Here is a 23,949-nt window from a genome sequence, read left to right on the forward strand (position 1 = left end):
GAACTGCATCTGGGAGCGGACGGCGGCAACGTGGTGCACACGGCCGCCGAACCATTGGCCCTGCTCGCCCACGAGCTGCGCCATGAACCGTCCCTGCAGCGTCTGCCCCGGCAGGTGCTGGCCCCAGTCCTCGACCTGCCGCAGGCGCAGCGCGCGGAATTCCTGCGGATCCTTGAAGCCTGCGTGGCCCATCCGGCGAACCGGTCACTGGCCGCCAGGCACAGCCTGCTCTCCCGCTCGGTGTTCTACCAGCGCCTGTCACGGCTGGAGGAGCTGCTGGGCATCAGCCTTGATGACCCGAGGCTGCTGACGGTGCTCTCCCTGGCGTTGGCGGTGCACCGGCAGAGCCAGCGATCCGGTATGCCACCACACCCTTAAGCCGCACCTGTTTCCTTGGACACCTGGAGTTGCGGGTCTGGCTGGCGGCCGTTGTCCCGGGCCACCGCCAACACCACCCCGATCGCCGCGAGGGAGGTGGCCAGGGAGGACCCACCAAACGAAATGAAGGTGAGCGGCACTCCGGTGACCGGGACCAGGCCGGCCACCATGGCGATATTCAGCACCGCCTGGGCGATCAGCCATATCAAGGTGACCGTACAGAAGCAGCGGGCAAAGACGGAGGTTGAACGCTGCGCAATCCGGTGGATGGACACGGCCAGGAAGGCGAAGATCAGCAAGAAGAACAGCGAGCCGATCAGCCCCATCTCCTCGCCGATGACGGCGAAAATGAAGTCGGTGTGGGCTTCTGGGATCCAGTGCCATTTCTGCCGGCTCTGTCCCATGCCCACGCCCCACAGCCCACCGGAGGCCAATGCGTACTGGCCCTGTAGGTTCTGGTGGCACAGATCCATCCCGTCATCGCAGGCCCGGTTCGCCCAACTCATCAGGCGCACCATGCGGTTCGGGCTGATCAGCGCCGCAATGATCACCACAACGCTGACCCCGCCGAGCACCACCAGCAGTTTGCGCAGCTCCACCCCGGCAATGAAGAGCGTGGCCAGGGTGATCAGCATCAGCACGGCGGCGGTGCCCAAGTCCTTCTCCAGCAACACCAGGGCGATAAACAGCCCATTGCCGACCAGATAAGGGATGGCCAGGTGCTTCCAGTCGTGCAGCAGCCTCCGCTTGGCATCCACAATGTGGGCGGACCACAGCACGCTGGTGAACTTGGCCAGCTCCGAGGGCTGGAAGGTCACCGGCCCCAAACCCAGCCAGCGCCGCGCCCCGTTGACCTCCACCCCCAGCGGTGTCAGCACCAGCACCAGAAGCACCAGGGTCAGCAGGAAGGCCGGCCAGCTCAGCTTGCGCAGCACCGGCACCGGGAAGCGCGACAACACGAGCATGGCCGCAACCCCCAAGCCCGCGGCCACCGCCTGTGTGGTCAGCAGGCGGTATGGCGAGGACCGGGTGCTCACCCCGGACGCGGATAGCACCATGACCAGGCCCATGACCGTGAGCAGCAAGGTCATCCCGATGATGATTTGGGCATCGTGGCGGCTGGCCCGTGAGGTCCGGGCCGGGGAAGCGGCGGCCTGCCTACTCATTGGCGCACCTCTTCCCGGGCACGGTGCCAGCGGCTCGCCCTGCCGCTCAGAGGGATCTTCGGGACACTGCCAAACACTGCCGCAACCAGCCGCCAAGGTGAAGTACGCATAACCATTCACCCTACTGAGCCACGGGTTAAGCCACTAATAGCCCCAACGGTATGACGCATGCACTTCCCACATGGATCAGAAAATTATCCACGCGGAGCAGGCGCTCAGGACCGGGCAGCGTTCGGCGCCTGCATGATACGGTGAGGCCTTGCTCGCCCCCACTGCCTTGTAGAGGTGCCATCCTTGACCCCCGACCATGAGCCGCTGCTGCTCCCGCCCGGACCGTTGACGGGCCCACGCCTGTCCTCCGGCATCACCATCGCCCAGCTGGATGCGATGATCGCGGTCGTGGATTACGGCTCATTCACCGCGGCGGCCGACATACTGGGCATCTCCCAGCCTTCGTTGTCCCGTCGAATCCGTGCGCTGGAGGATGTCCTGGGGATGGCGGTGTTCATTGCATCGGGCCGGAACATGGTGCTCACCGAACTGGGCCGGGACCTGGTGCCGGCCGGGCGGCGGATTCTTGCGGAAATCGCCTCGATTGACTCCACCATCCACGCCCACCGCAACCTTCTGGCCGGAACACTCAAGGTGGCCGGGCTGCCCTCGCTGATCTCCACGGTGCTGCCACCCTACCTGGGCCGCTTCCACCATCAGTTCCCCGAGGTGCGGGTGGAAACCTTCACGGTTGAGGATTCGGAGGAGCTGGCCGAGGCCGTGCGGCTCGGCCGGGCCGATTTGGGGTTTGGGGTCAATGAAACCGTCCCGGAGCAGCTGGCCGCCCTGCCGCTGAAGGACCAGAACTTCGCCGCCGTGCTGCCCGAGGCGGCGACCAACGGTTCTGCCGAAGTCCTTGACGCGGCGGACCTGCACGGACGCACCCTGGTGACCCTGCCAGAAGGCACCTCCATCCGCACGGTGACCGAAGGCGTCTATGCCGACTACGGCGTGCAACCGGAACAGGTCATCACCACCACCCAACGTGACGCGCTGGTTCAGCTGAGCATCGCCGCCGGCGGCATCACGATTGTGCCCGAGGTGTTGGCTCATTCCGCCTCCTTCCTGGGCGGCCGGGTGGCCCGGCTGCGTACCCCTGCCCGGCGGTCCATCAGCGTGGTCTACCGCGATGAGCGCCACCATGGCCCGGCGCTGACGAATTTCCTGCAGCTGCTGCGCGACTGACTGCTTGTTTCCGGCGTTGATCTGCACCCCGCGCCACGCTGGATGGGATGGGATTTCCACTCATGCGCGGCACGCATGGAAGCTGCCCCTCCGGCTATTGGTGCCGCCCCGTCCACCCGTGATGCCATGGAAATTCTGACTTTGACCAGAAGTGTGTGGACGGAAGGATCCGGCGAGCGTGAACAACCCGCAAGGCATGAAGCGCGGAAGAGCAGCAGGAGGACGGAACCGGGTTCACGCTCCGCGCCGGCGGCGCGCGTTGATCAGCATCATTGTTGCGGTGCTGTTCTGCGGCCTGGTCGGCACCACCGCGATGGCGGTGCTGCACCTGCAGCGCAACATCACCACCGCTCCCCTGGGGTCCCGCTTCCCGGCCGAGGACCCTGTTCCGGACGGTGAGCGCAATATCCTGCTGCTCGGGTCGGACGCCCGCGACGAGTCCTCCACGGCCTACGGCTCTGATCACGGGTCGCGGCGCAGTGACGCCATGGTGCTGGTGCATTTCGCGGCCGAGAACGAGCGCATCGATGCGGTGCAGCTGCCGCGGGACACGCTCATGCAGTTGCCGGCCTGTGAGGATCACGGGCACGGGGCCTATCCGGGCGGCTATGGGATGATCAACTCGGCGTTGAACTATGGCCCGGCCTGTTCGGTGACCGCGGTCGAAGAGCTCAGCGGGGTCAGGATCGATAACTTCATCGAGCTGGATTTCGAGGCATTCATTACCGTCGTTGACGCCTTGGATGGCCTGCCGGTGTGCCTGCCCGAGGCGCTGAAGGACCCGAAGGCGAAACTGGATCTTCCCGCAGGCCAGCAGACCGTCAACGGCAAAGATGCGCTGGCCCTGGCCCGGACCCGCCACGCCGTCGGGGATGGCAGCGATATCGCCCGCATGGATCACCAGCAGATGGTCATGTCCGCCATCGTGCAGCATGTGACCAGCCGGGAGGTACTCACGCGCCCCGACCGGCTGTACTCCTTCCTGGATGCCGCCACTTCCGCGATGACCGTAGACCCCGGCCTGGAATCACTGAGCAGTCTGGTTTCCCTGGCCCGGCAGCTGGCCGACGTTCCCACCTCGCAGATCTCGTTCTTGACCATGCCGTGGAGCCCGGCACCGCAGAACCCGAACCGGGTTGTCCCTTCCGCTGAAGCCCAGACGGTCTTTGCGTCGCTGCGCGCTGACCGTCCACTGTCCGGCGAGGAGAAGAAGGCGAAGAAGAAGCAGAAATCCAAGCCGGTGCGGTCGGCGCCGGTGAGGATCACGAACGGTGCCGGGCTCAGTGGGCTGGCCGCAGAGTATTCCGCCGAGGTCAGCGCCCTGGGCCACACCGTCAGTGGGATCGACACCGCACGGCAGCTGCAGGCGTCCACGGTCCTGCTGGTTGACGGCAGCGACGCGGCCTTGGTGACGGCGAAGACCCTGGCCAGTGACCTGCACCTGGACCTCACGCCCCAGGTGGGCGCGGCATCAGGAGTGCAGCTGGTCCTGGGCCAGGACATTGACCAACTGGATCAAGAGACCGCCGCACCGCAGAGGACCCCCGAAGCAAAGGAAGGGCCCACCCCACGCTCGGCCGACGCCGGATTGTGTTCCGGTTAGCAGGTCAATGACCACCGGCGGTAGGCACCCCGGGAGGCAGGAATAGCAGGGTTTCGGGGTTTGCGGAAGGCTTCACGCAGTGAGAATAACCCGGTCCAGAATCGACCCGTAGACAAGATGCGGTGGGTACTGTGGGCAGTACAGGGACACCCGGGATCTGACGTTCCGGGAAGGTTGAAAGTTCCTGTTGCCCGAAGTAGGTGCCATGGTGAAGTTCATCCGCATTCGCCGCGATGTGCGGCGGCCATGCCGTCATGGGTTCCCGGCCGCAGTACGACTGCTTGGCATGCGGCAGGGCACCAGCAGCAGGCACGCTCGCGCCTCTAACCCGTGGGCCGTTTGGCAAGGGTTTCCCGACGCTGCCGCTTCCCTTTCCAGCACGCTGTGCCACCTCACCGTCCACCACCGGGCATCCCGCCATCCATCAGCATCAAGGGAGCAGTCCATATGCAGTTCAGCAACCAAGTAGCCCTCGTCACCGCAGCCGGTGCAGGCATCGGCCGCGCCATCGCGCTGCGCCTGGCCAAGGACGGGGCCGCCGTCCTGGTTTCAGATGTCAATGACGCGGCCGGCGCAGAAACCGTGGAACTGATCGAGAACGCCGGAGGACGTGCCTCCTACCTGCACGCGGACGTCTCGGTTCCCGAGGAGGTCAATGCGCTGGTTCCCCGCGCCCTGGAGGTCTTTGGCCGCTTGGACATGGCGGTGAACAACGCCGGGGTGGGCGCCATGCCCAAACCCATTCAGGATGTCACCAGCGCTGACTGGGAGCGTTCCATCAACATCACCCTGACCGGCACGTTCCTGGCCATGCAAAGCCAGATCCGGCACTTTACCGAACAGGGGCAGGGTTCCATTGTGAACATCGCTTCCCTGGCGGGAATTAGCGCCACCCCGCAGCTGACCCCATATGGTGCGGCGAAGCACGGGGTCGTTTCCCTGACCCGCAGTGCCGCGAAGGAAAACGCTGAAGCAGGCATCCGCGTCAATGCGGTGGCCCCCGGCGCCATTGAAACCGCGGCCCTGGCATCCCTGCCGGAGGACGCGAAGTCCGGGTATGCAGCAGAGATCCCCATGAAGCGGCTGGGTCAGCCGGAGGACATCGCCAACGCCACCGCGTTCCTGCTTTCCCCGGAAGCCAACTTCATCACCGGTGTGGTGCTGCGCGTGGACGGCGGCACCGAAGCCTAAACCCGGCAGCAGCTGCCAAGCATGGCGCCGGGTGAAAGCAACGGCGGACGGCAGGAAGGATCTTCCCGTCGCCCGCCGTTGTCTTGGTTATGCCCGTTGGGAGGTCAGGCGTCCGCGTTGACCACGAGCCGCCCGGACTTCGCCATCCACCGCTCAAAAGGCAGGGTCAGGAACGGTAGGGTGGAGGCCGCCGCGCCAACAACCAGCACCCAGATCTTCCAGCGGAACGTCACCGCAGTCACCACCGCAGCAGCCAGATAGCACAGCCAGGTCACGCCGTGCGCCCATCCGAAGATCGTCACGCCCATGCCGTTGCCGTTGATCAGGTACTTAAAGGCCATGCCGGTCAGCATCCCCACCCAGGTGAAGCACTCGACAATCGAAACCACCTGGAAGAACCGGCGGATCGCCGTTTGCCAGGCAGCCGTTCCCAACGGCCGCTTTTGTTCGACGGCAACAGGGTGGGTCGATGACTCAATGACGGACACGGCGGCTCCTGCATTCGATGATTCAAAAATGGCAATCCCACCCACCCTATCCGTCACCCCGAACCAAAACCTGACTTCGTTAGCAACACCACTGGAGCGTCTTAAAAAGCGGATCTGCGTGCAAGTGCGAAATGTTTACTGGTTCATCAACCCTTGCCCGGCATCACCGGAAACCTTTTTCTTCGTCCAGTTCCACTGCGCATTTGCTCATAATCCCCGCCAACCACTCGATTCCGGGGAGCCCGAGTGATGGACTAGCGCCATGGCTACTTACAACATCGGGTACATCGTTGGTTCGCTCTCCAGCAAGTCCATCAACCGGATTCTTGCCAAAGCCCTGATCAAGCTGGCACCGGACTGCCTGGAATTCACCGAGATCCCCATCGGGGATCTGCCGTTGTACAACCGCGACCTGGACGAGAACTATCCGGAGGCCGCCACCAAGTTCAAGAAGCAAATCGAAGCTTCCGATGGTCTGCTGATCGTTTCCCCGGAATACAACCGCTCCATCCCAGGCGCGCTGAAGAACGCCTTGGATTGGGGGTCCCGCCCCTGGGGCACCAACTCCTTCGCACGCAAGCCCGCAGCCGTCATTGGAGCCTCCACCGGCGCCATTGGCACCGCCCTGATGCAGTCCTCAATGCGCACGGTCCTTGGGTTCCTGGACGCGCCGCAGCTCAATGCCCCAGAGGCCTACATCAGCTTTAAGCCCGAGGCCTACGAGGAGGACGGAACCGTCACCGACGAGTCCACCCGCAAGTTCCTCCAGCACTACGTGGATGAGTACACCGCTTTCATCCAGCGCGTGCTGGATGCAAGCGCCGAAGGCCACATCGGAGAACCGGGGTCGCCGCAAAAGTAGCGTCCACCCGCTATCCGATTATCCACCTCACTTCACCAACCCAGGAGATGTCGTTGACCGAGCCGGAGCTGACCCAGTCTTCACTCAATGCCACACAAAATCCACTGCCGCGTCCCACCTGGCCCGAAACAGCCCAGATTGTGGCGGACATCTTTGCACCGGTGTTGGCCAAGGGACCAATTCGCCGGCGGCCGAAGGTCATGGCGGTCGCCGAGCGCCTGGACATTGAGCGTCGCGGGGTGAAGCGGATGCAGGCCCTGGCCGACAAGTACGGCCCAGGTCCCCTGCAGCTGAAGCTGTTCGGCCGGGAATTCTCGCTGATCCTGGATCCACAGGACGTGCACCGTGTCCTGGACCAGACACCTGAACCCTTCACCCCCGCCGAACTACTCAAGCGCAAGGCCCTGGAACACTTCGAACCGCGTTCTTCACTGATCACCCGCGGACCGCAACGGGCCGGACGCAGGGGATTCAACGAAAAGGCGCTCGGCTCGGATCATCCGATACACAAGATGGCCAGTACGCTGCTGCCAGCGGTGCGAGAGGAAGCCAAGATCCTCTTGGACGAGGTCGGGGCCGAGAGTGGCACCCTGCGTTGGGATGACTTCAACCGCGCCTGGTTCCGCATGGTTCGCAGGGTCGTGCTCGGGGATTCGGCCAGAAATGATGATCGGCTGATCGAGCTGATCGAGTCGCTGCGGTCCAGGGGAAACCTCGCTTTTCTTCGGCCGCTGGACCGGGTCACCCGTGACGACTTCCACGACACACTCAAGGAGATCCTCGACCGCGCGGAGCCAGGGAGCCTGGCGGCGTTCATGCAGAATATGGGGTCTTCCGAGACTGAGCCGGCGGATCAGGTTCCACAGTGGCTCTTTGCCTTTGATCCCGCCGGAACCGCCGCATGGGCTGCCATGGCACTGCTCTCCAGCGATGAGCCGAAGATGGACGAAGCCCGTGAGGAGGCATTGGTTCAGGCTTCGGACCCGGTCCCGCTGTTGCCAAAGTTGCGCCATGCCGTGCTCGATACCCTGCGCCTGTGGCCCACCACGCCCTTCATCCTGCGACAGGCCACCCGCTCGGTGGAATTCACGCCGGGCATCATGCCCGAGGGCACCTCGGCGCTGATTTTTGCGCCCTACTTCCACCGGGACGACAGGCACCTGGATTACGCCAACACGTTCAGCCCGCACATCTGGGATGCTGAACGCACCAACACCGACTGGCCGCTGGTGCCCTTCAGTGACGGCTCAGGGATTTGCCCCGGACGACACCTGGTCCTGATGCTGACCAGTAATTTCATCGCCGAGCTCATCCGCGCGCACGAGGTGCGGCTGCTCCAGCCGAGCCTGGACCCCCGGAATGTACCCAGCACGTTCAATACCTATGGCGCCGAATTCCGGGTTACCTCTCGTTGAGCCAGCAGCGTGAGGGCCTGTCTCGCCTGATCCCGGCTAACGCGACAGCGTGAAGCTGGCCGTTGGCCGGGAGGACCCGGGCCCGGTGAAGTGAACGTTCAGCGACCCGAAACCGGGCAGCACCGTCACCATAATCCGGGGGCTCGACGTTCCGGACGCGGTACAAATGAAACGGTCCGGACCCAGCCAGCTGTTGCTCTTGCGGCATCCGTCCCCGGCATCGGCCCAACCCCACAACAGGCTGTCGGTGGCGAGCGTGACCTCGAAGGCCTGGCCAACTGGGAGGTTTGAGGTCGTGAGCGCGAATTCGTAGGTCGAAGTCAGTCAGTGAGTCACACTATGCAGGCTGACCTCTACCTGCGGTTCGGTAGTACCAGGTTCCGGATCGCTGGGCTCCGGGGCGGGGTCGGTGGCCAACTGCGAGGGGCATCATCTTCGCTGTCACCGGTTAGGAGTGGGCGGGCGGTGAATCGTGACGCGGTTGTCGAAAGATTTCCTAGAAGTTTTTTGGCGCCCGTTCCTACCGCAGGTTCAGGCGCTCCTTCCACCGGCGGTAGATGGCCCGCCGCCCACCATGGGCGGCGAAGGTCCGCCACGCCATGCGCACTACCCGCAGGTGGCTGCGCGGGCTGGTCAGGCTGCGGCCCGCCACTCCCACGACCAGCCCCAAATCCAGCCGGACTTTTGCTTTTGACGGCAGCACACAGGAAAGATCCATGTCATCGTGCAGTTCGGGGGCTTGGCGGTGCACCCGGGTTGAGGCGTACTGCCAAACGCGCTGGCGCATCGCCATGTTCGAGCCCCACAGCGGCACCCTGGCCAGCGCAGCGCCGATGGCCGCGTAGTAGGCCCCGAAATAGTACGCGGCGGCCACGGTCCGTACCCACTGCGGCAGGTCATAGAAGACGCCCAGCCCGGTGACTGCGTCCAGGTCCGGGTTGCGGGAGAAGTTTTCAAGGATGCGCGACACCCACCGGGCGTCGGGCCGGCTGTCCGCGTCGCAGCGGGCAATGATTTCCCCTTCGGCGGCGTCGTAGCCGGCGGCCGCTGCGGCGGGAATCCCGCGGCGCGGCTCGCTGATGACCCGCACCCCGGCGGCCTGGGCGAGCTGCCGGCTGTTGTCCGTGGACCCGTTGTCCACGATGATGATTTCAAAGGGCTCATCCCGTTGCTTCTTGAGCAGGTCAAGCAGCACCGCCAGGTGCTGCTCATCGTTCAGGACCGGCACGACAACGCTAACCCGGTTCATTCTCACCTCGCCCTGCGCCGCGCAAAGCGCGATCGGTTCGGAAGACGCCGGAGGCTGCCAGCGCGGAGCCGGCGAGCCCGGCCAGCAGGTCTCCCATGGTGTCGTCGTAGCCCACCCCGATGCGTGGGTCCAGCAGCCGATAACCCGCCCACTCGCCGATTTCCCACAGCACCGCCAGCAGGGCACCGAGCGCCACGAGGATTACAAAGCGCCACCACGCTCCCCCGGGACTTGTCCCATTCATCAGGCCCGTTATGCCCAGTGTGCCGTGGAGCAGGCCGACCACAACGCCCATCAGCAGCCCATGAACCGCAAGGTCGAGCCACTCGATGAGCGCGTAGGCCCCCAGGGCACTGAAAACGGTGGCGCCCAGCAGGACGAGCTGGCCCAGCGCATCGCGCCAGCGGGTGGACGCGAAGTAGCGAAGCGCCCATTGCCCGCCCCAGGACAACGCGGCCGCCAGGAAGGCGGCCGGCCCGGCCACGGCATAGGTCCAGGGCAACAGCAGCAGGCCGATCCCGCGCAGCAGGTCGGTGGCGTGGGGAACAAAGGAGTCCTCATAGGCGGCCCTGGGTTGACGTTCGATCGTGACCTCCTTTTCGCTAGAGGATACAGCGCCAAACCCGCATTCCACGGCCGCGGTCATTCTCCGCACAGGATCAAGCACGCCGACGCTCCCCCATGCCCGTCTCCGGTGGGCCGCCTAGGTCCGTCCGCCTTCAATTCCCGGCACCTGAGCGCTGGCTGAAGGGCCCGGATTTCGCCCCGGCGGCGTGCCATCATGGGCACAGACCTGAAGGACAAGCACGCCAGGTGGTTCGGCAGCGACGCTCCGGGCCGTGGCGCCGTCGAGAGGAGTCCCGCATGAAAACCGTCAGCAAGCTGATCGTCGAATCCCTGGCCGAGTACGGGGTCACCCACGCCTGGGGCGTGGTGGGAGACGCCCTGAACCCCATTACGGATGCGATCCGGCAGGAGCCGGGCATGGAATGGATCGGGGTGCGCCACGAGGAGGTCGCCGCGTTCGCCGCCGGCGCCCAGGCGCAGCTGACGGGGAAGCTGGGATTGTGCATGGGAACGGTGGGCCCGGGCTCGATTCACCTGCTCAACGGGCTGTATGACGCGAAGAAGTCCCACGCCCCGGTGCTGGCCATCTGCGGCCAGGTGCCCTCCTCGGAGATCGGCAGCAGCTTCTTCCAGGAAGTCAACAACGATGTGCTGTTCAGCGACGTGGCCGTGTTCGCGCACACCGTCACCTCCGCCGACCAGATGCCGCAGCTGCTGGAGCAGGCGGTGAACGCGGCCGTCTCCCGCAAGGGGGTTGCCGTGCTGACCGTGCCCGGGGACGTGGGCGGCATGGAGCTGGAGAAGAACGTGCGCCGCGCCCAGTTCGTGCCCGAGGCCGCGCAGTCCGCCGCCCCGCGGGCGCAGATCGAGGCGGCGGCCAAGGTGCTGCAGGACGCCGCGAAGGTCACCCTGCTGGTGGGCGTGGGCGCCCGGGAAGCACGTCCCGAGGTACTCGAGCTGGCCGAGCGGCTGCAGGCCCCGATGGTGCTGACCCTCAAGGCCAAGGAAGGCCTGGAAGAGCAGAACCCCTACCAGGTGGGGCAGACCGGGCTGATCGGCAACCCGGCGGCGGCCAAGGCGCTGGATGAGGCCGAGGTGCTGTTCCTGGTGGGCACCGACTTCCCCTACCGGGACTGGTACCCCACCGGCAAGACGGTGATCCAGCTGGACATGCGCGCCGAGCACATTGGCCGGCGCACCCAGGTGGCCCATTCCCTGGTCGGGCACGTGCAGCCCACCCTCACCGAGCTGCTGCCGCTGCTGAACACCTCGCGCGAGGGCAAGCACCTGGGCGCCATGCGCAAGGACTACGAGCACTGGATGCAGCGTCAAATGAAGATCACCGACCCGCAGCGGGACCGGGGTCTGATCGGCAAGGTGCGCAGCCTGGTGGAAAACCCTGATGAGCTGATCCGCCCGGAGGCGGTGGCCGCCGCCCTGGACGCCCAGGCGGACCAGGACGCGATCTTCACCAGCGACACCGGCATGTCCACCGTCTGGCTTTCCCGGTTCATCACGATGAGCGGGACCCGGCGGCTGCTGGGCTCCTACAACCTGGGCTCCATGGCCAACGCCATACCCCAGGCGCTGGGCGCCCAGGCCCTGGACCGCACCCGCCAGGTGATCGCCAACTGCGGGGACGGCGGGCTGATGATGCTGCTCGGGGATTTGCGCACCGCAGTGACCTACAACCTGCCGGTGAAGTTCGTGGTGTACAACAACGGGCGGCTGGGCATGGTGAAGCTGGAGCAGGAGCAGGGCGGGCTGCAGGAATTCGGCACCGAGCTGGACAACCCCGACATTTCCGCGGTGGCCCAGGCCATGGGCCTGAAGGTGCAGCGGGTCACCGACCCCCAGCAGCTGGATGCCGCCGTCGCCGCCGCCCTGGCCAGCGATGGCCCCTACCTGTTGGACATCCAGACCAACCCGCAGGAGATTTCGCTGCCGCCCAAGGCCACCGTCTCGGACGCGTGGGGCTTTGCGATCGCCAAGTCCAAGGAGGCCCTGGAAAGCGCCTAGCCGCAGAAGGCGCCCGGGCCGGGCGCCGCTACTGGTTGGGCAGATTGTAGTGGTCGGCCAGCAGCTCAACGGTGCGGGCCTGCGCCTGGCGTGAGTACCCCATGACGACCAGCATGATCTCATCCACGCCGGTTTGTTCGTGCAGGCGCTCCAGCTGGGATGCGACGTGCGCGGGGGTGCCGTTGATGAAGCGGCGGTCGTAGGAGTCCAGGATGGCCTGTTCGTTGGGGCTGGCCTGGTAGGCCTGGACCTCATGCGGGGGCAGCAGGGCGTAGGTCTGGCGTTTGAGCATGCGCAGCATGGCCATGGCCGAGGACGCGGTCTCGCGGCGCGCCTGGTCCAGGTCCTGGTCGGTCACCACCCCGACGCTGATCAGGGTCTGCGGTGTGGCCAGGAACCGGGAGGGGCGGAAGCTTCTTCGGTACAGGTCCATGGCGGTGCCGGCGTCCGCGTCCCCGAACTGCAGAGCGAAGGCGTAGGGCACTCCCAGCTCGCCGGCAATCCTGGCCGAGAAGGGCGAGGAGCCCAGCATCCACAGCGCGGGAACGCCCGCGGAGTCCGGCACCCGGTTTTCTGCGGCCTGCCAGGGCCCGGGTACGGCGTGCACGTTCCGGTAGGGGTGCCCCTGCCCAAAGTCGTCGTGCTGTAATCCCAGCAGCTCCCCGAACTGCTGCCCAAATCCGTCGTTCGCATCGTGGTGCCGGCGCAGCGCCGCGGCGGTGGGCAGGTCGGTTCCCGGAGCCCGGCCCACGCCCAGGTCAATTCTTCCCGGCGCCAGCGCCTCCAGCATCCCGAACTGTTCGGCGATCACCAGGGGTGCGTGGTTGGGCAGCATGATCCCTCCGGCGCCCAGGCGGATGCGGCTGGTCTCTACGGTCAGCCGGGCCGCCATCAGCTGGGGCGAGGAGGTGACGGCGGCCTGCATCGCGTGATGCTCGGACATCCAGAAGCGGTGGTAGCCCCGGCGCTCGGCCAGTTGGGCGAGGTTGATGACCTCTTGCAGGGCGTCACTGGCGCTCTGGCCGACGGAGGTGTGGACGTTGTCGAGCACGGACAGGGTGAAGGGCGCCGTTCACGACGGCAGCAGCTGGGACATGGGCCTCCTGAGTTATCACGGCAAAATAATGGTTTTGGCGTGATAACGATCCTAACAGCAATCTCACGGATAGGAACAACCTGTACCATGAGAGATATGTCGAAGATTCCGCTTCCTCCCGCCCCCGGGGCCGCCGAGCACCTGGGCCTGGCCCTGGCAAACAGCCTGGTCACCCTGCCTGGCCAGGAGCTGGCCGACGAGCTGGGAACCCCGGAAGAGGCGACGCACTGGCTGGTCGAGAATGAGCTGGCCCCGCGGGACACGGCCCTGCTGCCCTACTGCCAGAACCAGCTGACCACACTGCGCGCCAATGTCCGCTCCCTGCTGGCGGCGCAGGTTGCCGGACGGCCCCCGAAGCAAAGCGCGCTGGAGGCGGTCAACCGGGCGCTGTCCGGCATCGCCAGCGCCCCGCTGCTGCACTACTCCGAGGACCGCGGCCTCTTCCGGGCCGCGGAGCACCCGGTCACCCAGCTGGTGGAACACGCCATGGCGCAGATTGCCGAAGACACCGCCGCGCTGCTGACCAGCGACCACAGTGCCACCCTGGCCCAATGCGAGGCCGCCCCCTGCGACCGCTTCCTGATCCGCTCCCACGCGCGCCGGCGCTGGTGCTCGACCCGCTGCGGGGACCGCATCCGGGCGGCCCGGGCCTACGCGCGGCGGCAGAAGTAGGGAAGCGGGAGAACAGTGGCGCACCATGGCAAGAAACGGCACCCACGGAATGGGCCGTCGTGGGGTCCGGCGCTGACCGAGCTGCTGGTCGGGCTGGTCTGCCTGGGGATCGCGGGCCTGGCGCTGCTGTGGGTCAGCGGCGTGCTCCCGCCGCCCAAGGAGCTTCCCAGCGTGCGGCGGCCGTGGCATTTCACGGCCTTCTCCACCCTGGAGCAGTGGCTCTGGCTCGCCTTTTGGACGGCGATGTCCTTCATGGTGCTCTTCGACGGGATCCGGCGCGCCCTCGCCATCGCCGGCAAGCGACGGGACCGCAGCCTGGAAGACCAGGGGTCGGATGACCGGTCCGCCGGCGGACGCCAGCCGGTGGCGGCAGACCGGCCGCTGCTGGGTTCAGAGCGGAAGCGCCGACGCTAGCTGGTTCGCACCCCCGCGCGTTTCTCCTTCACCCGACGGGACGCCGGCATTAGAGATTGGCCGCTTTTGACTGGCAGGAACAGGTGTCGCTTCCAAGTCCGCCAGAGATCAAGTCCGCCACGGGGCATGGAACCGTGAGCCTGCGGCCGTCCCCGTCCCGTGATACCCGGTTTCACACGCATGGAATGACCTCGTCCACCGACCCGGAAGGCGGGTACCGTGTACGAGCTGATGACCTGGGGTAGCAGATATCAGAACGCCGGGTATGGCGGCTATGCAACAAAGCGGGAATCCACTCGATGATCAGCAAACGCCGGCGGAATCCTACCCCGGCTGGTCCGCCGGTGCATGATGACCCGGTGCAGCGGAATTTCATGTCCGAGCAGCCCAACCAGTTGTGGTTGACGGATATCACCAAGCACCACGCCGGGGAGGGCAGGCTGTATCTGTGTGCGATCAATGACGTGTTTAGCAACCGAATCGTGGGCTACTCGATGGACTCACGGATGAAGGCCCAACTGGCGGTCGACGCCCTGGACATGGCGATCGCGCACCGGGAACACCAACGTGACGTTCGGGTGCGCAGCGACTACAGTAGCCAATTCCGCTCCAGGAAATCCACCAATGCCCTGGAATCCCATGGGCTGGTCGGGTCGATGAGTCGGGTCGGGGCGGCCGGTGACAATGCGGCCATGGAATCGTTCGTCAGCCTGTTGCAGACGAAAGTGCTGGACCGAGCCTAGTGAACCACCGCCAACAGCTACGCTTAGCGATCGTGGGCTGACTGGAAGGGACGTATCACCGCAAGCGCAAGCGACGCAGGTTGGAGAAACTGACCCCTGTCCAGTTTGAAGCTAGGATGCTCGAGTCCGTCGCTCTGGCGGCATGAACCACGGTGTCAGCCGAACCGTCAGCAGACCCAATGTCATTGCTTTGTTACGTGGCAGGTTCCGATACGGGCATCTGACAAACACGCTTTCCGATGTTAGTCCGTGCTCCGGGCTGTTGACGCAGCGCGGGAGCTTTCTACGTGCCAGTTAGCATATTTCTCCTACGTTTTCAGTTGCTTAGGGATCTAAATGGATAGCCTTTTTAGGCTTTTAGGTATGGCTTGATCGCTACAGCTTTACCGTTAACTGCGGCGTCGAGTACAGGAAGAGCGCGACGGCCGAACTCGACAAAGTCGCTCAAGTAAACCCGGTATCCTCGTGCATGATTAAGCGCAGCTTGTTCTGCAGCTTGTTGTTGCTTCAGTGGGTTGTCACGGTCTCGGAACCACAGAGGATGTCCGATCAGCACGCCAACCTTTTCCTCATCAAGCAACAGCATTGGTGCGCCTTCGGGGCCGACCTGATCTACACGAATGTTCGAGTGCAAGCTTCCTGCTGTAGCCCGCACTTCTTCAACGCGGCTAAACCAACGTGGCAAGTTCAATTCGAGGCCAGATGACAGGTCAAGAACATCCAACGCCAGACGCCAGTCCAGTACGCCGTGGAGTCGCTGGTTGTCCCAAGAACGCAGGCAGTCAGGGCAAGATGTTGAGCACTTTTTATGCTCGATGCTTTCGAATTCCTCCTGAAGATGCGTACGTGTCTCTTCAAGAAGCTCTCTGAAGACTTCAGACTTTGCTATTTGCGCGGCATAGCCAGCACCATTTTCAAGAGTGTCGGCCAGGAATACCCGAGCGGAAGAAACTCCGTTGGCCATGCGGTGCTGCAGACCTGCCTGCATCTCTTGGGGGTCAATATCCAGTTGTTGCTTCGCAGCTGTGCGTAGTACCTCGGCCATGGACCACAGTGCAGACTCTCCTGCCGGCACCACATGCGGGGCTGTCGGTATGAATCCGCCGCTGGTAAACAAGCGGGAGAAGTCGACGGTCAAAGCATCGGTAGTTCGGATTTCCCCGATGGCACTCTTTCCGATTTCTATTCCGTTCGAGGGCATAGCCTTCCAGCCGCTGCGATATAGCTCTTTGTTAATCGCTACCACCGATTCATCGTCGTCGGTTTTTACCAGTTCAAAATAGCGACCACGGTTGTCGTTATACTGCAGAAGCTTTCCTTGCTCGTACAAGCGAACGTCAACAGCGCCGACGGCTTCTCCCTGCGGTTCCGGACCGGTCGAGACGAATGAAGGCAAACTCTTCGATTGCGACCGAGACTGATCAATACGGTATGGCCGTGGCATGTAGGTTGTACGGAAGCCCAAAGGTTCGTAGAGCTTGAATACATTCATCGCAGCATTGCAACTCGGGCATACCCTGACGGTTGGCTTATCAATAACCGTTGTCGAACATTTTGGACAACTACAAACTTGGTGTTCCTTACCCAACGGATTGGTCGGGAAGACCTTTCCTTCACGTTGTTCGTAATTCACGAAACCGGCAGCAACGTGGACAATCCGATCACGAACAACTTCAGCACCTGGCGCGTAGTTAGTAATCGCCATGCCCAACGGACGGTCCGACACAATTTTGTCTTCCAAAGACTTCAGCGTCGGTTGCTTATCGCTGAACAGTTGACGCACGCGAGTTGGGAAACCAAACATCGGCAATAGCCCGCCAAGAGCAAGTGCCTTGCTGAGCTCTCTTTCGGAGATATCTGGCTGAGCAATGATCTTGTCGATTTCGCCGACGATCTCACTGCGCGCCCATCGAACTACATCTTTAATTTCATCTTCGCTGAGGCGAGTATAAGAAGTAAGTCGACTAACGATTCCATCGACCTCATCACTCGACTCCAGCCACTTCCCGACTCCGTCCTTGTATCTATGCCAGTCATCGACCACTCCAAAGGTGCCGTGCAGGCTTTCCGGGCCCCATTCTGGAGGGAACGGAAGCGCCGCGAAGGCACGCTTCAAGGCTTCGGCTGCCACGATACGTTGGACGATGCGGGCCCGACCCAAATCCAGGAATGGTTGCGGAGGTAAGTCTCCAGTCATTCTATAGACATGATTAAAGTAGTATTCGTCGTGCGCAGAGTCTCGGCATGAAGTAATCGCGAAAGAGAAGGCCTGCCCGGCGCGACCAGCACGACCAACACGCTGTTGGTAGTTGAACCGTTGCGGAGGCATATTCGCCATTAACGTCGCATTCAACGAACCAATGTCAACTCCGACTTCCATCGTGGTGGTAACGCTGAGGACATCAAGCTCACAGGTCAGCGGGTTCTCTGCTGGCGCAGGAAGCTGAACCCCCTTGAACCAACGCTGACGCCGACGCTGCTCTGCGGCGGGCTTGGTCTGTGCGGTAAGTTCCGCAACGGCAATTCTGCGTACAGGCTGCTCAGCTAGCCAGCCGTAGTAATCCTGAGCATCAGCATCAATCGGTTGCTTGATCAATACACTCGATTCACAACCTTTATTGGCGCAAACCCCCGCTGAGCCATGGAGATGCACGAAAGCGCATTTTGCGCAGACCCAGGCATTTTCTTCAGCCATCGCAAAGCGCAATTTGCTTGAATTGCCATGCAGCTTCAGAACCCAGCCAGACGCGGTGCCCGAGCGTTCAAAGATCGAATACACCCAAGCTTCGAGTGCTTCATATTCGACCCCCTGCTTGGCAGCGACTTTCTTTAGATACCCCCTTATGGCTGTGGGAGATTTGGATTTATCCGGTCCCAACGCCCAATACCCTTCGTATTTTCTTGAAAGTCCCAGGATACGTACGCAACTAGAAAGTACTTCTGCCCCAGCTTCGCCATCCAGCGGTCCGCCCATACCTTCGGGAATTGCAACAGGGAACCAAGCGAGGCGCGTAGATTCAACATCGCGCCGGCCAGAGTCAAATATCTGAGTTGCCAGTTCACCGTCGAGCATCTTGTTGAAGGAGCTCTGGGACTGAATGGAGGATGAAGGATCGCTCTGGATCCAAAGCCCTTCCTGCGGAGGAGCATAGTACTTGTACCAAGGTTCTCCATTTGATTCCTGTGCTCTCGCAGAGCTACCAGCCGGGCTTAGCCCAACACTAACCATCTCAGATTCCACCCGAGAACGTAGGTCTCCCCAGCTAATGCCTGTTTCATGGTCGGTCTCAGCAGAATCAAGCAGTGCTTGCTGATCCGGAGAAACTTGCCCCGTCATCTTCGCAATCACAGCCATAAACAGCGGGGTGTTGGTCGTGACGATATGGTCAGCCTGTGCTTGCTCTTGCAACGAAAGGGTTGCAGGCGTAGTAGCCTTGCGCATCAGCAGGTCTACGATGCTAGCCTGTGAGGCTTCGCTAAGTCCTTTGCGTAGCATCTGGACCAAGATGTCACCGTATTGGCGAGTAGCCAAAGAAGCTGCTGTTCTTGCAGCCGAATCACGATTATCCGTGAAAACAATCGTTCGATACTCTTCCGGCTTGGAACCTAGAGTGCGAGGCAACTGACGAAGATAAATCGATGTTGCTTGAGCGGGCGACGTTGCATGTCCCTGCAAAGGTGAAACAACGCGTCCTTGTTTGAAGTCGTCCGACTGGGTAGCCGATTGGCCACAATGCGGACAACGCGAAGGAATTGCTGGAGTAGCCTCCGCGCCCTTGCCGCCAATACTCAGTACCCAGCCGCTATTATCAAAGGCACCGAGTTCTAACGTCCCAGCCTTGTCTAGAGTTGCCCGCTGCCAACCGGCCCTAAAACCAGAGACAGACCATTGCTTATTTACTCCGACAGGCTCCCGACCTACCGCCGGCCAGTACCACCGGTAGTCCTTACGCACACGGCTGGTCGCAAGTCCAGGAGCATCACCAAGAACACCATTAGGAGTTGCACTCAGGGCTTCAAAGTCTTCGCCCAAAGGTAAAACGTACCCGCCCAGGCTCGAATCTCCACACTCACCACAAAGGATTAATTCCAGCACTCTGGCACCACAGTCGTCACAAACGGATAACGGCTGTCCAAAAATTTTCCCGACGGTTCGCTCTTCATCCTTCCGTTCCGGGGCGACGCCGCTACATTCAGCGTTAGTGCAGGCCCAGAGCCCCGAGAGCACTCGGGCAAAGATATGCCCACGTAGCGGCACGGGCGTTTTTTCCTTCTTGGCAATCGTTTCTAAGATGGCTTCTAAGCCCTCTAACCCCGGATCATTTCCGCCAAAGATACGTTCAGAAATTGTCGAAAGGAATTGGGCCCGATAGCGTTTTTCGACAGGATCAAAACAAGCACGCGCGACAATCCTTGAAAGTTCCTCAGCTTGCTCAGTTAATGAACCAGCTTGTGCTGCTGCAAGCACTTCATCACGGTCGATTGATTTCAGTGCATCCAGCTCTAATGGTTGACCTGCAGTAACCGCAAAGGTCGAGGCATCGACGCCAAAAAATTCCTGCAGGAATTCAAGACCGGCAGCGTCTCCTTCCAAGGAAGCAGACGCTGCAACGATACGCAGCTGCGGGCTATCTGGTTCTAGACCCAGTTTGTCCAAAACGCGGCGCAGAAGAAGCGCGACTTCACTACCGGATGCGCCACGATAAGAGTGCAGTTCGTCAACAGCCAGTGTAAAGACATGATCAGGATCAGACGCTAGCCAAGCCTTGGTCTTGGCGAATAACTGACTCTCAAATTCACGCATCAACAACGCGTTAATCATAGAGAAGTTCGAGACGAAGATATCTGGGGGATCTTGAACGATGTCCCAACGAGTAACCATTTCATTACGTGATGGGTCCGTAAAAAGAGCCAGATCGGATTCAGCCACGTCACCCGAATCTCGCAAGCTGGAAAATTCCTGCTCAAGCTCTTGAATCTCTTTGCTGATTGCCGCGACTTTTCCCTTGTCATGTGATGTGGGCAAATGGTTGTTGCCGAGAGTGGCGCCAGTATAACGGCCAAACCATAACCTCGCCTGCGGCAAATCTTCCGCGATACGACGGAATGCCAGTCGCAAGCGCGTCAGCTGGTCTTCGACCAGAGCGTTGGTTGGGTACAAGATCATGGCCCGTACTGCTGCTGGGCGTCTTTCGCCTGCACGCATTCGCTGATATCGTGCGTTGGTGCCACGCCACCAGCACTCAACCGGTCCTGGCTTCTCCCATCGTTCTGATTCTTCAACCAAGCGCAGCAAGATAGGAAGCAGCATGGCTTCGGTCTTGCCCGAGCCGGTTCCTGAAGTCACGACGACGTTGTGTTTGCCTGTATTCGCACTGTCACGGTTGGTTAAAATTGCCTCTGCTTGGTGCTTGCGCAGTTTCAGCCGTTCACCTTTTTCGCGGTCAACATAATCGCCGAAGAACGCGGAGCCAACGATACGAGCCACGTTTTCCGAGTAACCTGCCGCTGTAGTTGTTTCCAGCAAATCATCCGTCGCTGGATACGGAAGGACTGGTTCTATTAGAGGCTCCCGGAAAATCTGTCCTTCCTTGGCGATAAGATCTTCACGGTCAGCAGTTAGGCCTTTCGAGCGCAAACGGTAGTTCGTGTTGAAATAACGAAGAAATGCCTCTTTTAGATCCTGAGATACACTTATAGGGTTAGGCTTTGCAGTCATGACATTACCTTTCGACTGATCACAGTCGCGGTTTCAGGGGAAATTCCGCTATAAGTTATTGAATTAATACGGGTTTCTGAGTCAGGAAGTTTTCCTGAAGCCAAGACGGCTGCTCTTCCGTACAGGCCTGGTAATTCTGCTCCCAAAGGAACCTGAAGTTGCCGTTTACTAGCATTGTAGGAGAGAAGCGGGCGACGCAAAATGTTGGCTGCCGAGTGCTTACCAAGTTCTGCCCAAACCCTAGCCGCAGTCCCACTCTCAATATCGTTTTGGGTTCTGAGGTAGTAACCGGATCCTTGGATTCGCGGAAGTCTATATAAACCTGGAATCTCTGCAGCTTCAGATTCAACCCATTGGGCGTTCTCGACCAGGAAATATTCGTACTTCTGCGCGAAAGGGAATACCGTACGCGGAAGATTTCCAACAATAGAGGACAACGGAGGGAGCGTTTCTGCCAGCTTGCGCCCACTGTATGGCGTCACGCTATCCGTATCGACGTATCCTTCAAGAGCATCAGTCAGTGTGCCCTCAGCCATTCCGCTGAAATGAACCACGCTAAGTCGACCAGCTTCGATCTTTGACGAGGCCCCACCGGCGTTGACTACAAATTCAGTCATTTCCTCGACCAGATTCTCGCTCCACGGTCCGGTCAACAACCAGTCTCCGTTATCAGTACCCGCGATACCCTGATACACCGATTCCCACGCAACAGCTTCCATGGAGTCGTCACGTTCAACTTCGATGAATGCGAGGGCTTCCAAGGACATCAATAGCTGCCGCTCAAAAAGTGCAGAATCTTCCAACTGGCGGGAAAGCACCGAGAATTCTTTACGAGAACCTGCGCCGAGGAACATTAAGGCGTCTAGGAAAGCACTCAAATTCGGCGTTGAAGCAACAGCGGACATACGTGGCAACCGCTGACGAATGAGGTTGTCTACGTGCTCCTTTTTCTTTGCATCTTTAGGACGTGTCGGATGCCTTTTGCTGAGTCCGCACATTTCACAATGCGCATACATCCACTGGGTTTTAGGATACTTGCCGTCGAAATCCGGCAGGTTGAACTTATGCCTGCCGGTTTCGATGCAGCTTTTTTCTCCGGGCTTCGGCAAGCGAAGCACTGCACGTCCCCTGCTGAAATTTCTTGGGCCAGACCAGGAAACCCTAGTCGGGACTTCCAGGTTGAGGACATCGCCGTTAAATTCAGGGGCATCAATCATAGAGCCCATAACCCATCCAGAAGCTGACCGTGCGTCTTCGACGGCATTCAGCGGCCACAATGACGTGCCTACAGCGTGAGCAATCGAGCGCAGCTGATCTGGGTCTGCGGAATCACTCGAATCAGCATGACGAAGTTTGACTTGCATGTTCTGAAGAGTTTTCGACCCACGACGCAGCGATAGGGTGAAATCAGAACGCCCACCAGCCAAAGCGTGGACGTTTAGCTTTGCTGGTGGAGTGATTTCCTCTTTCAGCAATTTGTCACTAGTGCGGAGCGATTCCGGATCCCGTTCAATTCGGTACAGTTCAACTGGCTTGCTGTCTTCGGACGTTATAACCAAGGACATGGGAGCAATCGCGCTCCAACGACGGGTACGGCCAGGCAACCTGAGTCCGCCCTGCAAGCTCATTTGCGTCGTGAGGCGCGGATGAAATGCAGCAAAGTCCGCGTGTTCGATCAAATTCGGATTAGGTGCACGGAGAGAAACGACGTCGACAAATGCAACCCATCCTTCAGGAATTCCCTCTTTGCCTCCACCTTGGATCGTCCGGTAAGAACGATCAGTCGTGTCTTTCAGGATTTCGTCGACCTTGGCCACCAACTGTAAGTCTGACCTCACCAGAATTCGAGCTTCGGCACCAGCCACCATGCGGTCAACTTCAACATACGAGGCCGTCAAGGCGTCACGAACGAAGATAGCAATACGTTTGGGAACACGTTTGATCTGCAGGTCTTCAGAAGTCCTTATTGTGACCGGAGAACCCACCAGCGAAGCCGCATTTACCTGATAGCCCTCGAAACTGACACCGTAGGTGTTATTACCTGCCGGTTTGAATGTCACGGGACTTTCGGATCCCCCCTCCCCCAGGATTCTGCCAACCCCATCCTCAGGTACGCCCTGGGTGACGACCAAGCCAAACTTAGCTGTAGTGGACAGAAGCTTCCGTTCGTTTCGCCAGCTCAGGACGCACCGAGTTACCCGCGGGGCAGCAGTGCTTTTCGGCCCTGCGACTTTTGGTCCTTGCCATGCGGCGAATTGCGCCAGAGCCAATTCCGTGACGCGATCTTGATTTCCAGCTTTAGCCCATATCAGCCGTAGATTCTGGTTCGCACTGGTACCGCTCAGAGTAAGCCAAACATCCAATGCAGCGAACATTTCGGCATGCGACATCGACGACCCGGCAATGAACCCCTGCTCTTCGAAGAAGCGATCGATATTTCGACGCTCTGTGTCACGGATGAGGGCCTGTGAAATCGGCAAGCCTACGTATCGATACATCAAGGCATAGGCACTAGGCAACCCGATTTCACCGGCGAAGTCTTCAAGCCAGATGCTGAGCGCTTCCCAGTACGCTTCGCTCGAAATCATGAAGGAATGGCGTAGGCGCTTCGATTCATTCTCCGGAATTCCCAGCGTGCGCTCGAGCTGCACGTAAAAACTGCCTTCGCCCGTCGATGTGCCGTGTGAAGAGCTTTGCATCTTCTCTGCTGCGATAGAAAGCACCATCAGAAGGGCAATCAACGGCGGCGCCTGGACTGGCCGGTTGTTCTTACGATCCATTTTTCGCTTGTATACCCAGCGACGAGTAAGCATATCGAACTCGGCAAAAGTCTCCCGGCCTGACCAATTCCAGCACAATCGACGCGCCACTGCGTGACCGAGTGACTCGACGGCTTCGTCTGCAGTTGACAGTCCTAAGGACGTATAGGCAACTTCAAATGCCTGATCGTCCTTGTCGAGATAAACCATCTGTCCCGCGCGTTCCGAATTGAAAAATGCGGTGGCTAAAGCATAATTCCAAGCTTCGTAATCGGTCGGGCTCAAAACAGCCGCCGACTGCGCCGACTGCTGACTATCTAACGACATTGTTCATTCCCCTATTTGGACCAATAATGCGAGTGTGTGGCCAGG

At 61.0% G+C, this 23,949-nt stretch carries 16 protein-coding genes and 1 pseudogene; 10 read left to right on the forward strand and 7 right to left on the reverse strand.

The window, feature by feature from the left end; all coding sequences use genetic code 11:
• The coding region (locus tag RCJ92_RS05440) for a helix-turn-helix domain-containing protein (protein ID WP_446753960.1) at positions 1-378 on the forward strand (378 nt) is incomplete at its 5' end.
• On the opposite strand, the gene ftsW is transcribed toward RCJ92_RS05440, so the two are convergent.
• Complete coding sequence (gene ftsW, locus RCJ92_RS05445; protein ID WP_343830297.1) at positions 375-1,544, reverse strand: putative lipid II flippase FtsW; 1,170 nt, start codon at positions 1,542-1,544, stop codon at positions 375-377. The two genes, RCJ92_RS05440 and ftsW, sit on opposite strands and share 4 nt — an antisense overlap.
• Positions 1,545-1,838: 294 nt before the next feature.
• On the opposite strand from ftsW, the gene RCJ92_RS05450 reads away from it, so the two are divergent.
• From RCJ92_RS05450 to RCJ92_RS05460, 3 genes are all read left to right on the forward strand, one after another.
• The gene (locus RCJ92_RS05450) at positions 1,839-2,780 is read left to right on the forward strand and encodes a LysR family transcriptional regulator (RefSeq protein ID WP_446753961.1); all 942 of its coding nucleotides are present in this window, start codon (positions 1,839-1,841) and stop codon (positions 2,778-2,780) included.
• A gap of 178 nt (positions 2,781-2,958) precedes the next feature.
• Positions 2,959-4,383, forward strand: a complete 1,425-nt coding sequence (locus RCJ92_RS05455) for an LCP family protein (RefSeq protein WP_446753962.1) — start codon at positions 2,959-2,961, stop codon at positions 4,381-4,383.
• Between the two features lie 447 nt (positions 4,384-4,830).
• Positions 4,831-5,574, forward strand: a complete 744-nt coding sequence (locus RCJ92_RS05460) for an SDR family NAD(P)-dependent oxidoreductase (RefSeq protein ID WP_446753963.1) — start codon at positions 4,831-4,833, stop codon at positions 5,572-5,574.
• A 104-nt stretch (positions 5,575-5,678) separates the two neighbouring features.
• Here RCJ92_RS05460 and RCJ92_RS05465 read toward each other — a convergent pair whose 3' ends face one another.
• Positions 5,679-6,107 carry a DUF3817 domain-containing protein gene (locus tag RCJ92_RS05465; RefSeq protein ID WP_343830289.1) on the reverse strand — a complete coding sequence of 143 codons (429 nt, stop codon included), beginning with the start codon at positions 6,105-6,107 and terminating at the stop codon, positions 5,679-5,681.
• Positions 6,108-6,324: 217 nt separating this feature from the next.
• Here RCJ92_RS05465 and RCJ92_RS05470 point away from each other — a divergent pair, with 217 nt between their 5' ends.
• Complete coding sequence (locus tag RCJ92_RS05470) at positions 6,325-6,924, forward strand: NADPH-dependent FMN reductase (protein WP_446753964.1); 600 nt, start codon at positions 6,325-6,327, stop codon at positions 6,922-6,924.
• A gap of 53 nt (positions 6,925-6,977) precedes the next feature.
• On the forward strand, positions 6,978-8,339 hold the full coding sequence (locus tag RCJ92_RS05475) for a cytochrome P450 (protein WP_446753965.1): 1,362 nt from the start codon (positions 6,978-6,980) through the stop codon (positions 8,337-8,339).
• 520 nt (positions 8,340-8,859) lie between these two features.
• Here RCJ92_RS05475 and RCJ92_RS05480 read toward each other — a convergent pair.
• Together RCJ92_RS05480 and RCJ92_RS05485 are read right to left on the reverse strand one after the other, a co-directional pair.
• Positions 8,860-9,588: a glycosyltransferase family A protein gene (locus tag RCJ92_RS05480; protein ID WP_343830282.1), complete on the reverse strand. Its 729-nt coding sequence runs from the start codon at positions 9,586-9,588 to the stop codon at positions 8,860-8,862.
• Positions 9,575-10,234 (reverse strand): hypothetical protein, encoded by a 660-nt coding sequence (locus RCJ92_RS05485; protein WP_446753966.1) that lies wholly within the window; start codon positions 10,232-10,234, stop codon positions 9,575-9,577. Before RCJ92_RS05485 ends, RCJ92_RS05480 begins: the two co-directional genes overlap by 14 nt.
• A 218-nt stretch (positions 10,235-10,452) precedes the next feature.
• Between RCJ92_RS05485 and RCJ92_RS05490 the strand changes: the two genes are divergently transcribed.
• Positions 10,453-12,174 (forward strand): thiamine pyrophosphate-dependent enzyme, encoded by a 1,722-nt coding sequence (locus RCJ92_RS05490; RefSeq protein ID WP_446753967.1) that lies wholly within the window; start codon positions 10,453-10,455, stop codon positions 12,172-12,174.
• Between the two features lie 28 nt (positions 12,175-12,202).
• Here the strand turns inward: RCJ92_RS05490 and RCJ92_RS05495 are convergent, their stop codons facing one another.
• Positions 12,203-13,225: an LLM class flavin-dependent oxidoreductase gene (locus RCJ92_RS05495; protein ID WP_446753968.1), complete on the reverse strand. Its 1,023-nt coding sequence runs from the start codon at positions 13,223-13,225 to the stop codon at positions 12,203-12,205.
• Positions 13,226-13,366: 141 nt separating this feature from the next.
• Here RCJ92_RS05495 and RCJ92_RS05500 point away from each other — a divergent pair, with 141 nt between their 5' ends.
• The 3 genes and pseudogenes from RCJ92_RS05500 to RCJ92_RS05510 all read left to right on the forward strand — a co-directional run.
• On the forward strand, positions 13,367-13,942 hold the full coding sequence (locus RCJ92_RS05500) for a CGNR zinc finger domain-containing protein (protein ID WP_446753969.1): 576 nt from the start codon (positions 13,367-13,369) through the stop codon (positions 13,940-13,942).
• A gap of 15 nt (positions 13,943-13,957) precedes the next feature.
• Positions 13,958-14,356, forward strand: coding sequence for a hypothetical protein (locus RCJ92_RS05505; protein ID WP_343830272.1), 399 nt, complete (start codon positions 13,958-13,960; stop codon positions 14,354-14,356).
• Positions 14,357-14,556: 200 nt separating this feature from the next.
• Positions 14,557-15,245 (forward strand): annotated as a pseudogene (locus tag RCJ92_RS05510) (IS3 family transposase); the annotation flags it as partial.
• Between the two features lie 203 nt (positions 15,246-15,448).
• Here the strand turns inward: RCJ92_RS05510 and RCJ92_RS05515 are convergent.
• Both RCJ92_RS05515 and RCJ92_RS05520 read right to left on the reverse strand, forming a co-directional pair.
• Positions 15,449-20,818: a DEAD/DEAH box helicase gene (locus RCJ92_RS05515; RefSeq protein WP_446753970.1), complete on the reverse strand. Its 5,370-nt coding sequence runs from the start codon at positions 20,816-20,818 to the stop codon at positions 15,449-15,451.
• On the reverse strand, positions 20,815-23,904 hold the full coding sequence (locus tag RCJ92_RS05520) for a hypothetical protein (protein ID WP_446753971.1): 3,090 nt from the start codon (positions 23,902-23,904) through the stop codon (positions 20,815-20,817). Before RCJ92_RS05520 ends, RCJ92_RS05515 begins: the two co-directional genes overlap by 4 nt.
• Positions 23,905-23,949 lie beyond the last annotated feature (45 nt).

Source organism: Glutamicibacter sp. BSL13 (genome assembly GCF_052928425.1).

Excerpts from the sequence above, each read along its gene's own strand:
- ftsW (WP_343830297.1), bottom strand. The coding sequence starts at position 1,544 with ATGAGTAGGCAGGCCGCCGCTTCCCCGGCCCGGACCTCACGGGCCAGC.
- RCJ92_RS05470 (WP_446753964.1), top strand. The coding sequence starts at position 6,325 with ATGGCTACTTACAACATCGGGTACATCGTTGGTTCGCTCTCCAGCAAG.
- RCJ92_RS05500 (WP_446753969.1), top strand. The coding sequence starts at position 13,367 with ATGTCGAAGATTCCGCTTCCTCCCGCCCCCGGGGCCGCCGAGCACCTG.
- RCJ92_RS05490 (WP_446753967.1), top strand. The coding sequence starts at position 10,453 with ATGAAAACCGTCAGCAAGCTGATCGTCGAATCCCTGGCCGAGTACGGG.
- RCJ92_RS05485 (WP_446753966.1), bottom strand. The coding sequence starts at position 10,234 with ATGACCGCGGCCGTGGAATGCGGGTTTGGCGCTGTATCCTCTAGCGAA.
- RCJ92_RS05515 (WP_446753970.1), bottom strand. The coding sequence starts at position 20,818 with ATGACTGCAAAGCCTAACCCTATAAGTGTATCTCAGGATCTAAAAGAG.
- RCJ92_RS05460 (WP_446753963.1), top strand. The coding sequence starts at position 4,831 with ATGCAGTTCAGCAACCAAGTAGCCCTCGTCACCGCAGCCGGTGCAGGC.
- RCJ92_RS05520 (WP_446753971.1), bottom strand. The coding sequence starts at position 23,904 with ATGTCGTTAGATAGTCAGCAGTCGGCGCAGTCGGCGGCTGTTTTGAGC.
- RCJ92_RS05480 (WP_343830282.1), bottom strand. The coding sequence starts at position 9,588 with ATGAACCGGGTTAGCGTTGTCGTGCCGGTCCTGAACGATGAGCAGCAC.